We start from the raw sequence: 12,356 nt of genomic DNA, 5'->3' as shown, positions 1-12,356 counted from the left end.
CGTGCGGATCTCAGATCCGCACCGGGAGCCGGACCAGGCGGCGCATGGTCGGTACGGGCTGCCATTCCAGGTCCTGTTCCGCGACGCCCAGCTCCAGGTCGGGGTGGCGGCGCAGCAGCGCGCCGAAGGCCACCTCGGCCTCCTGCCGGGCCAGCGCGGCGCCCAGGCAGTAGTGTGCGCCGTGCCCGAATCCGACGTGCTGCTCGCCGCATCCAGGGGGCCGCCGCATGAGGTCGAGGCGCTCCGGGTCGGAGAAGTGCCGCGGGTCGCGGTTGGCGCCCACCAGCATCGCCTGCACCGGCTCGCCCGCCGAGAGCCGCACGCCGCCCAGTTCGAGGTCCTCTGCGGCGTAGCGCAGCCGGGTCATCAGAATGGGGCCGCACCACCGCTGCAGCTCGTGCACCGCGGCGGGGAGCAGACCGGGATCCCCGCGCAGCAGGGCCATCTGGTCGGGGTGGGTCAGCAGCGCGGCGGTGCCGTTGCCGATGAGGTGCGCCGTGGTCTCGTGGCCGGCGATGACCAGGGTGAACACCATGGTGATGAGTTCGGTCTCGCTGAGCCGGTCGCCGTCGTCGTCCTGCACCCGGATCAGCGCGTCGAGCAGGTCGTCGGAGGGGGCGGCGCGGCGGCGCTCGATCATCCCCCTGATGTGGTCGACCATGGCCCACATGGTGGGCTCGATCTCCTCGGGCCGCATCGAGAACAGGGCGTGGCTCCACTCCAGCCACAGCGGGCGGTCCTCCTCGGGCACGCCGACCATTTCGCAGATGACCGTGATCGGCAGCGGGTAGGCGAAGTGCTCGACGAGGTCGACGACGCCGTCCTCGGCGTGCGCCGGCAGCGCGTCGAGCAGCCCCTCGGTGATCTCCTCCACGCGGGGCCGCAGTTCGGAGACGCGGCGCACGGTGAAGGCGCGGGAGACGAGCTTGCGCAGCCGGGTGTGGTCGGGGGCGTCGCGGTCCAGCATCCCCTCGGTGAGGTAGGGGATCATGTCCTCGGTGATCCCCATGGCCCGCATGACGTCGACGCGCGTGTTGGGCGCCCGGTGGCCGGGGACCGACGCCGGGTCGACGACGAAGCGGGGGTCGTTCAGCACGGTCCTGACCTCGGCGTCCCGGGTGAAGAGCCAAATCAGGGAGCCGTCCATGAACCGGGCGCGCACGGCCGCGCCCCGCTCCCTGATGCGGGCGACGGTGCCGTAGGGGTCGGTCAGCAGTTCGGGGTCGGTCAGGCTGAATTCGCCGCCGGGGCGGGCGGCGCCCGGTTCGGTCGTGGTGCTCATCGTGGTGCCCTCCATCGGGCGTCAGGTGAGTTTCCGCCTGCCGATCTCCTCGCGCAGTCGATCCAGCAGGCGCTGGTAGAGCTCGATGACCTCGGGCGCCGCCGCACGTAGCGGTCCGGGGTCGTCGGACAGCTCGAAGGCCGAGTGCACGACCTGTGCGAGCGAGTCGGCCTTGGAGCCGGTGTCGTGGCCGGTGGGCGGAAGGATCGGGTCGACCAGCAGGAACCCCATGACGATGGCGGTGAACGCGTGTCGTTGCAGGTCTCTGGGGGTGTCCGTGCGCAGCGCACCGTGCTCGCGGAGCGCGTCGAAATATCCGTCCACGGTGCGCTCGCGCAACTCCAGCAGCTCCCCGGCGGTCTCGTAGGCGCTGCGCGTCAGTGAGCCCAGGGTCTCGGTGTCGCCGGTGAGGATGGCGCGGACCATGGGATCCCGCTGCACTTCGAGGTAGGCGGAGCGGGCCATGTTGCTCAGCAGGACACTGGACGGATCCGTCCGCATTCTCTGCACGGCCCGCTCGGCCATCGCGAGCTGGGAGCGCATCAGTACCGTCAGGAAGAGCGCCTCCTTGGTGGCGAAGTGCAGGTAGACGGTGCCCTTGCCGACGCCGGCGCGGCGGGCGACCTCATCGATGGTGACGCGCCGGTAGCCCCAGGAGACGAGCAGCTCGCCGGCGGCGTCGAGGATCCGCTCCGCGCGCCGGACGCGCTGGGCGTCCCCGGACGCCTTCGGTGAATCGCTGAGCCGCAACGGGATCTCCTCGTGTCCGCCGGATCTTTGACTGTGTGACCGGATTTCAAATCCGGTCACACAGTCAAAGATAGGCGCGGGGAGGCGCGGCGGCAAGGGCCGGTCTCGGGAGGCGTCAAGGGGCGGCCCGGTAACCTCGCCCTGTGCTGATCACCGCCGCCGTATGCCCGCACCCGCCGCTGCTCCTGCCCGAGGTGGCGGGGGCCGCGGCGCCCGAACTCGACGCCCTGCGGGCGGCCTGCGACCGGGCCGTCGCCGCGCTGGTCGCCGCCGAGCCGGACCGGCTGGTGGTGGTCGGGGCGGGCGAGCGCGCCGCGCGGCACGGCGCCGACGCCGGCGGGAGCCTGATCGCCCACGGGGTGGACATCGGGGTCGGCCCGGCCCCGGCGGTGCTGCCGCTCCCGCTGACCGTCGGGCGCTGGCTGGCCGAGCGGGCGGGAGCGGCCCCCGACGCCTACGTCGAGGTGGACCGCGCCGCGCGCTCCGAGGAGTGCCTCGTCTCAGGCGCGGAGCTGGCCCGCAGCGCGCCCCGGGTGGCGATGCTGGTGATGGGCGACGGCAGCGCACGGCGCACCGAGCGGTCACCGGGCCACATCGACGAGCGGGCCGCCGGCTACGACACCGGGGTCGCCGACGCGCTGGCCGGGGCCGACGTCGGCGCCCTGTCCGCGCTGGACCCGGTCCTCGCCCGCGAACTGATGGCCGCCGGCCGCGCCGCCTGGCAGACCCTCGCCGGAGCCGCCGACGGCGCAGGCCTCACCGGAACCCTCCTCGCCCACGAGGCCCCCTACGGCGTGGGCTACTTCGTCGCGCTGTGGAGCTGAAGAGCCGCCCCCGCCTTCGCGAATCGCCTTCGACCTGGTTGAGGACGGAACGGCTTGCCCTATTGCGGCTTGAAGGATCTGATGAAGGACGAACACGCCACGAAGGCCGCGGCCGAGGAGCTCTACGCACAGCATGACGAGTCCGAGCTCCTGGGGGACTGGGGAGGAGGTCGATCTCACGCCGGCTCGACCGCTGTCGTTGAGGGCCTCCTTCCGGTTGTCCGACGAGGAGGCCAAGGCGGTCTCGAAGGCGGCGGAGGAGGCGGGGATGAGCATGTCCGTGTGACATCCGGCAGGCCGCTGTGCGGGCGTCGACGGGGCCTCAGTCCGCGAGCGGGCCGCCGGGGTCGGATTCGACCAGCGCCATCGCCCGGTCGAGCAGGTCGGGGGCGTCGTAGGGCAGCCAGTGCACCCGCGGATCGCGGCGGAACCACGACTCCTGCCGCCGCGCGAAGCGGCGCGTGGCCCGGACGGTCTCGGCCTTCGCGGTCGCCTCGTCGCACTCCCCGGCGAGCAGGTCCAGCACCTGCGCGTACCCCAGCGCCCGCGACGCGGTCCTGCCCTCGCGCAGCCCGGCCTTCTCCAGCGCGCGCACCTCGTCGACGAGGCCCGCCGCCCACATGTGCTCGACGCGGCGTTCGATCCGGTCGTCCAGCTCGGGCCGGGGCACCTCCAGGCCGATCTGCACGCACGGATAGCGGGAGACGTGCTCCGGCATGGTCGCGGTGAACGGCCGACCGGTCAGCTCGATGACCTCCAGCGCCCGCACGATGCGCCGACCGTTGCTCGCCAGGATCGCATCGGCCGCGGCGGGGTCGCGCTCGGCCAGCCGCGCGTGCAGCGGATCCGGCCCCACCCGGGCGAGCTCGGCCTCCAGCCGGTCCCGCAGGACCGGATCGGTCCCGGGGAAGTCCAGGTTGTCCAGTGCCGCGCGGACGTACAGGCCGGAGCCGCCGACCAGGACCGGAACGTGCTCGGCGGTGCGCAGACCGTCGATGAGGGCGCGGGACATGCGCTGGTAGGCGGCGACGTTGGCCGTCTCGTTGACGTCCCAGATGTCGAGCAGGTGGTGGACGACTCCGCGCCGCTCGGCCACGGTGAGTTTCGCGGTGCCGATGTCCATGCCGCGGTAGAGCTGCATGGAGTCGGCGTTGATGATCTCGCCCGTGACGCCTTCGGCGCCGAGCCGCAGCGCCAGATCGACACCCAGGTCGGACTTGCCCGCTGCGGTCGCCCCGACGACCGCGATCACTCTGCTCACCCCTCCAGTGTGGCAGCGCGGCGGCCGTGCCCGGACGTGCGCGGCCCGGCGAGCACGTACCTGAGCGTCCGGTTCTCCCGGATCGCTGACCGGAGTCGGAGAGCTGCGGCCGCGGTCCTCCATGCAGGGCCGCATGACGTGGGAAGGCCGTCGTCGGGTGCGAAGCGTCCGGCAACAGCCTCATCAGGTCACCACGGGTCCGGCAGGGCCTGGAAACAGTCCCCACCTTCCCCCGACAACGATCTAGGATGATCAGCATGCGCTTCGCCAAAGGCCACGGCACCGAGAACGACTTCGTGATCCTCCCGGATCCCGATGGTGCGCTGGATCTCACCCCCGCCCGGGTCGCCGCGCTGTGCGACCGCCGCGCCGGCATCGGCGGAGACGGCGTCCTGCGCGTGGTGCGGACCAAGGCGCTCGGCGAGCCGCTCCCCGAGGGGGCCGCGACCGCCGAGTCCTGCGAGTGGTTCATGGACTACCGCAACGCCGACGGCAGCGTCGCCGAGATGTGCGGCAACGGCGTGCGGGTGTTCGCGCGCTACCTGATCGACTCCGGCCACCTCGCCGAGCACGCGTTCGGTGTCGGCACCCGCGCCGGAGCGCGGCGCGTCACCGTGGAGGACGACGGCGACATCACCGTTGACATGGGGCCCGTCACGGCGCTGGGCGAGGGGTCGGCGGTGCTGGCGCGCGACGTCGTGCACGGCCGACGGATCTCGGTGGGCAATCCGCACCTGGCCTGCCGGGTGGACCGCCCGGTCGCCGAGATCGACCTGACCGCGCAGCCGGAGCTCGACCCGGCCGCCTTCCCCGACGGCGCCAACGTCGAGGTCTTCCACGAGGTCGGGCCGGACGTGCTGGAGATGCGGGTGTACGAGCGCGGAGCGGGGGAGACCCGGTCGTGCGGCACCGGCATCGTCGCCGCGGCCGCCGCGGCGACCCCCGAGGAGCGCGGCGCCACCTGGCGGGTCCGCGTCCCGGGCGGCGAGTGCACCGTGATTCTCGACGCCGAGGGGGCCCGCCTGCGGGGACCCGCCGTCATCGTGGCCGAGGGCGAGGTCCGGTCAGCGCTCCTGTCCGGCTGATCCGAAAGGCGAGGGGGCGCAGTGGGCCGATTCCTCCTGCGCAGGCTGGCGGGGCACGCGCTGCTGCTGGTCACCGTCTGCAGCCTCGCCTACCTGCTCGCGGCCTCGGCCCTCGATCCGAGGAGCAACTACGAGGGGCAGCAGCCGCCCCCGCCGCCGCACGTCGTGGACGCTGTCCTCGACCGGTACAACCTCAACGACCGGGTCCCCCTCTCCGAGCGCTACGTCACCTGGGCCGCCGATGTCCTGGCCGGGGACTTCGGCCGCACCTGGGACGGCCGGTCGGTCAACGAGGAGATGCTTCGGCGCGTCGGGGTGAGCCTGCGGCTGCTGGCCATCGGCGTCACCGCGGGCAGCGTCACCGGGATACTGCTGGGGGCGTGGGCGGGCAGCCGTCAACGCGGCGCGGTGGACCGGGTCTCCGCGGTCGGTGCGATCGCGGTGATCTCGATCCCGACCGTGGTCATCGCGGTGTCGCTGCAGACCGCCGCGCTGTGGGCCAATCAGGCCGCCGGGGTCGACGTGTTCCGCACGACCGGGGAGTTCACCCCGGGACTGACCGACGGGTTCTGGGCCGGACTGGCCAATCGAGCCCAGCATCTGGTCCTGCCGACGTTGACCCTGGCGCTGCCGCAGATCGCCATCTACAGTCGCTACCAGCGAAACCTCATGCTCGACCAGGTCGGCGCCGACTTCGTGCGTACCGCCCGGGCCAAGGGGCTCACCCGCCGCGCCGCTCTCGTCAGGCACGCCCTGCGAACGGCGCTGATCCCCGCGGTCACCTACTTCGGCTACTCCTTCGCCGCGCTCTTCACCGGGGCCGTCTTCACCGAGAAGGTGTTCGGCTGGCACGGCGTGGGGGAGTTCCTGCTCGACTCGGTCGGCCGGGGTGACGTCAACGCGGTCACGGCGGTCTGCTGCTTCAGCGCGCTGTGCGTGGTCGCGGCCGCGCTGGTCGTGGATGTGGCGCACTACCTGCTCGATCCGCGGATACGCGTCGGTTAGCCCGGCGCGCAGCCGAAATCCGGGCCGATTCGGTGCACGCATCCTCCTCCGGGCGTCCGCGGGCACAGTATTATTTCCCAATTGTTCCAATAGTGCGTTTAGGTCGGCTGATCGCGACGCGTTACCCTCGGGCCGGTGCCCGGCCACGTCCTCCGTGGCCGGTACATCGCCGGAGGCACCACAGCATTGGGGGACGGGTGCGAGTGGGCAATGTCCGGAGGTGCCTCGCCTGGGTTTCGGCATTGGCAGTGGCCGTCGCCGCGACCGGATGCCAGAGCGACGCGCAGACGCATCCCCAGTCCGATCTCACCGATCTGCCGCCCTCGGCGACCAAGCCGGTCGCCAGGGAGGACCTCGCCGACGGCGGCACGCTGCGGTGGGGCATCAACGAGTTCCCCGGCCAGTGGAACCCGCACCACGCCAACGGCAACCTGGGGACCGTCGAGACCGTGCTCGACGGGCTGCTGCCCTCCCCGTTCCGCACCGACGCCGAGGGACAGGCCCACCCCGACCCCGACTACGTCGAGGAGGTCGCCGTGCAGACCGAGCCGGAGCAGACCGTGACGCTGCGGCTCAACCCCGACGCGCGCTGGTCCACCGGCGACCCGATCACCTGGTACGACTACGCGGCCATGGTCGGTGCGCTGGCCGGTGAGAACTCCGGCCACCAGATCCTCGGCGAGGCCGGATACGAGCGGATCTCCGACGTCTCCCCGGGCCGCAGCGAGTTCGAGGTGGTCATCACCTTCGAGCGGCCCTTCGCCGACTACGCCTCGCTGTTCCGCCTGCTGCTGCCCGCCGACTACACCGAAACCCCGGAGGGCTTCAACGAGGGCTACGCCGGCGACATACCGGTGACGGCCGGCCCCTTCGAGGTCGGCGGCATCGACCGCACCGCCCAGACGATCACCCTGGTCCGCAACGACGACTGGTGGGGCGCGCCGGCCAGACTCGACCGGATCATCTACCGCTCGCTGGCCCCCGAGGCGCTGGACGCCGCCTTCCTGGACGGCGGCATCGACGTCTACACGATGCCCATCGACCCCGGCTCCTACGAGCGGATCAGCGGCGCCTCCGACGGGGAGATCCGCGCGGCCCTCGCCCCCGACTACCGGCACATCACGCTCAACGGGCAGAGCCCCGGTCTCTCCGACGTCGACGTCCGGCACGCGATCTTCCTCGCCATCGACCGGCGGGCCATCGCCGAGTCGGCGTTCAGCGCCATGAACTGGTCGCCCAACGTGCTCGACAACCACTTCCTGCTCGCCAACCAGGAGGGCTACGCGGACAACAGCGGCGCCTGGGGGGAGCACGACCCCGAGCGCGCGGCCGAACTGCTGGAGGAGGCCGGCTGGGCGCTGGAGGGCGAAGGCGCCGACGCCGTGCGGACCAAGGACGGGGAACCGCTCGCCCTCCGCTTCACCGTGCCTCAGGGCTACGCCCCGGCGCTCAACGAGGCCGAGCTGGTGCAGGCGATGCTGGGCGAGGTCGGGATCGGGGTCGAGATCGAGAGTGTGCCCGGCGACCATCTGTTCAGCGACTACATCGTGCCGGGCAACTACGACATGGTCTCCTTCGTCAACAACGGCAGCGGCTTCCCGGTCTCGCAGTCCCTGCTGCAGTGGTCGGACGCCACCGTCGACGACGAAGAAGCGCCCCAGTGGCGCGGCAACGTCGGCCGCATCGGCTCGCCCGAGATCGACGCGGCCATGACCGATGCCATGGAGAGCCTGGACCCCTCCGAGGCGATCGAGCACATCAACGAGGCCGACCGCCTGCTCTGGGAGGCCGGCCACACCCTCCCGCTCTACCAGCGCCCGGAACTGGTCGCGGTGCGCGGCTCCCTCGCCAACATCGGCGCCCCCGGCTTCGGCAGGCTCGACTACGCCGACATCGGCTTCACCGGCTGAGACCGGCGCCCGGCCGGAAAGGACGCGGGCCCCGGTCGGCGGTTCAGCCGCCGAGCAGCGCCGACGGCGGCAGCCCCCGGATCGATGCGTCCAGGACCTGGGCGGTGTGGGCGACCGCGATGGTGCGGCCGCCGCGCTCCATCGCCGAGGCGATCTGCAGGGAGCAGCCGGGGTTGCCGGCCACCAGCAGCTCGGCGTCGGTGGAGCGCACGTCGGCGCTCTTGCGCTCGCCCAGTTCGCGGGCCGCCTCGGGCTGGAACAGGTTGTACACGCCGGCCGAGCCGCAGCAGATGTCGGCGTTGGGCAGGTCGGCGACCTCCAGGCCGGGGATGTCGCGCAGCAGCTCGCGCGGTTGGCGCGTGACGCCCTGGCCGTGCGAGAGGTGGCAGGCGTCGTGGTAGGCGGCGCGCAGCGGCAGGGGACGGCGCTCGGCCACCGGGCCCAGCTCCGTGAGGAACTCGGTGAGGTCCACGACCTTCGCGCCGAGGGCCTCGGCGCGCCGCTCCCACTCCCGCCCGGCCGACACCTCGGCGAGCACCTGGCCGTAGTGCTTCATCGTGCTGCCGCACCCGGCGGAGTTGACCACGATCGCCTCCACACCGGCCCGCTCGAAGGCCTCGATCGTCGCGCGGGCGAAGCGGGCGGCCTCCTCGGCGCGGCCCGAGTGCGCCGACAGCGCCCCGCAGCACCCCTGGGAGGGCGGGACGACCACGTCGGCGCCCTCGCTGGCGAGCACCCGGGCGGTCGCGGTGTTGACGTGCGGGAAGAACGCGCCCTGCACGCATCCGGTGAGCATCCCCACGACCGCGCGCCGCCGACCCACGGCGGGCACCAGTTCGGGCAGGGCCGGCGTCCGGCGTATCGGCGGCGCGACCCGCTCCATCGTCGCCAGCGTCGGCGAGAGGCGGTCCAGCACGCCGCTGCGGCGGACCAGCGCCGACGCGCCGCTCGCCTGGTAGGCGCGCAGCGGTCCGCGCAGCAGTTCCAACCGCCCGCGGTGGGGGAACAGCGCGAAGACCGCCGCGCGCAGCAGCCGCTCGCCGACACCGCGCTCGTGCTCCCGCTCCACCTTGGCCCTGGTGGTCTCGATCAGGGAGTCGTAGCGCACCCCGGAGGGGCAGGCGCTCACGCACGCCAGGCAGCCCAGGCATTGATCGAAGTGCTGGACCGCGCTGTCGGTGAGCACGTCCTCGTGCGCCTGGGCCATGAGGTGGATCCGCCCGCGCGGGGAGTCCATCTCCTCCCCCCACAGCACGTAGGTGGGGCAGCTCGGCAGGCAGAACCCGCAGTGCACGCAGTCGTCGAGCAGGTCGCCGAAGGAGCGGGCCTGCGGCTCGGTCCCGTCGGTCCCGCCGGTCCCGTCGGAGGGAGGCGGCGGTGAGATGTCGGTCACTGTTCCTCAGATCCCATCCGTCAAACGGCCCGGGGACATGCGGCCGCCGGGGTCGAAACGGTCCTTGATCGCACGCATCAGCGCCAGCCCGGGGACCTCGCCCCACAGGTCGACGCCGCTGTCGTGGATCGGGGGCGCCGCGCGGACGACGGTCACCGATCCGTCGGCCACCTCGCTCCTGGCGCGGGCGAGCAGCCGAGCGACGTCGCCGGGATCGGCCCCGGCCGGCAGCGCGGCGTACAGCACGCCGCAGCCGGCCGATCCCCGGATCCCGACCGGTACCGCCGCCGCCTCGCCCGCCGAGCGCAGCGCGGCGGCGGCACCGAGCACCCGCGAGATCGGAACGGCGACCTTGACCAGGGTGTCGCCGGGGTCGCCGGGCAGCGAGCCCCACTCCCGCGGCACCGCGTCGTCGGAGTGCGCACGGTCCAGCAGTGAGGCGATCTCCGCCGTGCGGGAGTCGATCCCCCCGCTCGCGCCCTCCAGCAGCACCTGCAGCGTCAGCGGTCCCTCGGCGGGCCAGTCGAGCTCGACGGCCGCCGGGGACGCCTGGGAGTGCAGGACCGCCCGCAGCCACGCGCCCGCCGCGGCGGGGTCTGCGGTCGCGGCCCGCACGATGCGCACGGCCGGCGGGACCGGATGCAGCCGGAACGTCACCGAGGTGATCAGGCCGAGGGTGCCGAACGCGCCGGTGTGCAGCTTCGCCAGGTCATAGCCTGCGACGTTCTTCACCACCACGCCGCCGGACTTGGCGGCGACGCCGTCGGCACGCACCACCGACATGCCGATGATCAGGTCGCGGACCGGGCCGTGCAGGAACCGGCGCGGCCCCGACAGCCCCGTCGCCACCACGCCGCCGACCGTCGAACCGGGCACCACGTGGTCCACCGTCAGCCGCTGGTCCGCCTCGGCCAGCACCGTGCCGAGGTCGTCCAGGGCCACGCCCGCGCCCGCGCGGACCACCAGGTCGCCGGCCGCGTGCTCGATCCCGGTCAGGGCACCGGTGTCGACCAGCAGGTCGCAGCCGCGCAGCCGGCCGCCCCAGTCGGCCTTGGTCCCGTGGCCGCGCGCGGCCACGGTGAGCCCGTGGTCGGCGGCGGCGGCCAGCAGGTCCGCGGCCGCCGCGGCGTCGGGGGGCGCGGCCACGTGGCCGGGGACGGCCCCGCCCACGGTGTCGGCCGCCGTGCCCGGCCGCGGTCGCGCCCCGGACCGGCGCAGGTCATCGGTGAGCGCCTCGGCTCCCCCTCCCTGCCGGGGGACCGCGGGTCCGCTCGTCACCTCGCTCATCCGTCCACGCTCCTTCGCATGACGTGCCGGGTCAGAACAGCTCGGCCTCGCCCGAGGCGACCAGCGGGTGCTCCTGCGTGCGGACGCCCGGCCGCTCCCCGCACAGGCGCGGCGTGGGCAGCAGCTTCTCGGGGTTGGCGATGCCGTCGGGGTCGAACGCGCGGCGGAAGCGGTCCATCGTCTCCAGGTCGGCCGGCGTGAACATCTCCGGCATGTGGCAGGCCTTGTCCACGCCCACGCCGTGCTCGCCGGTGATGGAGCCGCCCGCCTCGACGCACAGGTCCAGGATCGCCCCGGAGACCTCGGCGGCGCGCTCGGCGGCGCCCGGATCGGCGTCGTCGAACAGCACCAGCGGGTGCAGGTTGCCGTCGCCGGCGTGGAACACGTTGGCCACCCGGATGCCGGACCGGGCCGACAGTTCGGCGATCCGCGCGAGCACCTCCGGCAGCGCCGTGCGGGGCACCACCCCGTCCTGCACGATGTAGGCGGGGCTGATCCGGCCCACCGCGGCGAACGCCGACTTGCGGCCCTTCCAGATGCGCGCGCGCTCGGCCGCGTCGCTGGCCGTGCGGATCTCGAAGGCCCCGGCCCGCCTGCACAGCGCCGTCACCGCGTCGAACTGGGCGTCGACGTCGTGGGCCGATCCGTCGAGCTCCACGATCAGCACGGCCCCGGCGCCCTCCGGGTAGTCGCAGCGCACCGCCGCCTCCGCGGCCTCGATCGCCAGCGCGTCCATCATCTCGATCGCCGCCGGCAGCATCCCGGCGCCGATGATCGCCGAGACCGCCTGCCCCCCGGCGTCCATGGAGTCGAACGCCGCGAGCATCGTGCTCACCTTCTCCGGGGCGCGCAGCAGCCGCACGGTGATCTTGGTGGCGATGCCCAGGGTCCCCTCGGAGCCGATGAACGCGCCGATCAGGTCGTAGCCGGGCGCGTCGGCGGCCTTGCCGCCCAGCTCGACGATCTCCCCCTGCGGCGTGACGACCTCCAGGCCGAGGACGTGGTTGACGGTGAAGCCGTACTTCAGGCAGTGCGCCCCGCCGGAGTTCTCCGCGATGTTGCCGCCCACGGAGCAGACCTGCTGGCTGGAGGGGTCGGGGGCGTAGTAGTAGCCGTGCGGGGCCGCGGCCCTGGTGACGTCCAGGTTGAACACGCCCGGTTCGACCACGGCGCGCTGGGCGTCGATGTCGACCTCCAGGATGCGGCGCATGCGGGAGGTGACGATCAGGACGCCGTCGGGCCGCGGCAGCGCACCCGCGGACAGGCCGGTGCCCGAACCGCGCGGCACGAACGGCACGCCCCGCTCCGCGCACAGCCGCACGACGGCGGCCACCTGCTCGGCGGTGGTGGGCAGCACCACGACACCGGGCACGGCCGCGTGGTAGGTGATGCCGTCGCTCTCGTAGGTGCGGCGACGGGCGGCGTCGGTGATGACGCCGTCGTCACCGCAGACGGCGCGCAGGTGCGGAACCAGCGCGCCGAGGTCGACCGGTGCGGACATGGGGGCTCGCCCTCCCCAATCGTGTGGCCTGGCCGTGCCTGTGGAAAAGGCGCGGTGA

11 protein-coding genes are annotated in these 12,356 nt (G+C 73.2%); 5 read left to right on the top strand and 6 right to left on the bottom strand.

From position 1 onward, the window contains the following. Positions 1-10 precede the first annotated feature (10 nt). Both HDA32_RS20920 and HDA32_RS20915 read right to left on the bottom strand, forming a co-directional pair. Complete coding sequence (locus tag HDA32_RS20920; protein WP_179644827.1) at positions 11-1,282, bottom strand: cytochrome P450 family protein; 1,272 nt, start codon at positions 1,280-1,282, stop codon at positions 11-13. 21 nt (positions 1,283-1,303) lie between these two features. Beyond that, positions 1,304-2,032: a TetR/AcrR family transcriptional regulator gene (locus tag HDA32_RS20915; RefSeq protein ID WP_179644826.1), complete on the bottom strand. Its 729-nt coding sequence runs from the start codon at positions 2,030-2,032 to the stop codon at positions 1,304-1,306. Between the two features lie 143 nt (positions 2,033-2,175). Here HDA32_RS20915 and HDA32_RS20910 point away from each other — a divergent pair, with 143 nt between their 5' ends. After that, positions 2,176-2,856 carry a class III extradiol dioxygenase subunit B-like domain-containing protein gene (locus HDA32_RS20910; protein WP_179644825.1) on the top strand — a complete coding sequence of 227 codons (681 nt, stop codon included), beginning with the start codon at positions 2,176-2,178 and terminating at the stop codon, positions 2,854-2,856. Positions 2,857-2,989: 133 nt separating this feature from the next. After that, complete coding sequence (locus tag HDA32_RS20905) at positions 2,990-3,142, top strand: hypothetical protein (protein WP_179644824.1); 153 nt, start codon at positions 2,990-2,992, stop codon at positions 3,140-3,142. 36 nt (positions 3,143-3,178) lie between these two features. Here the strand turns inward: HDA32_RS20905 and miaA are convergent, their stop codons facing one another. Further along, positions 3,179-4,117, bottom strand: coding sequence for a tRNA (adenosine(37)-N6)-dimethylallyltransferase MiaA (gene miaA / locus HDA32_RS20900; RefSeq protein WP_312863269.1), 939 nt, complete (start codon positions 4,115-4,117; stop codon positions 3,179-3,181). A 257-nt stretch (positions 4,118-4,374) separates the two neighbouring features. Between miaA and dapF the strand changes: the two genes are divergently transcribed. The 3 genes from dapF (at position 4,375) to HDA32_RS20885 (ending at position 8,117) form a co-directional block, all read left to right on the top strand. Further along, positions 4,375-5,202, top strand: coding sequence for a diaminopimelate epimerase (gene dapF / locus HDA32_RS20895; RefSeq protein WP_179644822.1), 828 nt, complete (start codon positions 4,375-4,377; stop codon positions 5,200-5,202). 21 nt (positions 5,203-5,223) lie between these two features. Continuing rightward, complete coding sequence (locus HDA32_RS20890; RefSeq protein ID WP_179644821.1) at positions 5,224-6,207, top strand: ABC transporter permease; 984 nt, start codon at positions 5,224-5,226, stop codon at positions 6,205-6,207. Between the two features lie 248 nt (positions 6,208-6,455). Next, complete coding sequence (locus HDA32_RS20885; protein WP_312863433.1) at positions 6,456-8,117, top strand: ABC transporter family substrate-binding protein; 1,662 nt, start codon at positions 6,456-6,458, stop codon at positions 8,115-8,117. A 43-nt stretch (positions 8,118-8,160) separates the two neighbouring features. Here the strand turns inward: HDA32_RS20885 and HDA32_RS20880 are convergent, their stop codons facing one another. The 3 genes from HDA32_RS20880 to HDA32_RS20870 are packed head-to-tail and all read right to left on the bottom strand — an operon-like array spanning position 8,161 to position 12,298. Then, positions 8,161-9,501 carry a (Fe-S)-binding protein gene (locus tag HDA32_RS20880; protein WP_179646841.1) on the bottom strand — a complete coding sequence of 447 codons (1,341 nt, stop codon included), beginning with the start codon at positions 9,499-9,501 and terminating at the stop codon, positions 8,161-8,163. Between the two features lie 15 nt (positions 9,502-9,516). Continuing rightward, entirely contained in the window at positions 9,517-10,797 is a 1,281-nt protein-coding gene (locus HDA32_RS20875) for an FAD-binding oxidoreductase (RefSeq protein WP_179644819.1), read from the bottom strand. Positions 10,798-10,828: 31 nt separating this feature from the next. Then, positions 10,829-12,298, bottom strand: a complete 1,470-nt coding sequence (locus tag HDA32_RS20870; RefSeq protein ID WP_179644818.1) for an FAD-linked oxidase C-terminal domain-containing protein — start codon at positions 12,296-12,298, stop codon at positions 10,829-10,831. Positions 12,299-12,356: the final 58 nt, after the last annotated feature.

Source organism: Spinactinospora alkalitolerans (assembly GCF_013408795.1).
Taxonomy (GTDB): Bacteria; Actinomycetota; Actinomycetes; order Streptosporangiales; family Streptosporangiaceae; genus Spinactinospora; species Spinactinospora alkalitolerans.
Note: the sequence above shows the minus strand (reverse complement) of the source record. Positions and strands in the feature narration are given on the sequence as shown.

Coding starts and splice junctions, on each gene's coding strand:
- HDA32_RS20920 (WP_179644827.1), bottom strand. CDS start 1,282: ATGAGCACCACGACCGAACCGGGCGCCGCCCGCCCCGGCGGCGAATTC.
- HDA32_RS20905 (WP_179644824.1), top strand. CDS start 2,990: ATGACGAGTCCGAGCTCCTGGGGGACTGGGGAGGAGGTCGATCTCACG.
- dapF (WP_179644822.1), top strand. CDS start 4,375: ATGCGCTTCGCCAAAGGCCACGGCACCGAGAACGACTTCGTGATCCTC.
- HDA32_RS20875 (WP_179644819.1), bottom strand. CDS start 10,797: ATGAGCGAGGTGACGAGCGGACCCGCGGTCCCCCGGCAGGGAGGGGGA.
- HDA32_RS20870 (WP_179644818.1), bottom strand. CDS start 12,298: ATGTCCGCACCGGTCGACCTCGGCGCGCTGGTTCCGCACCTGCGCGCC.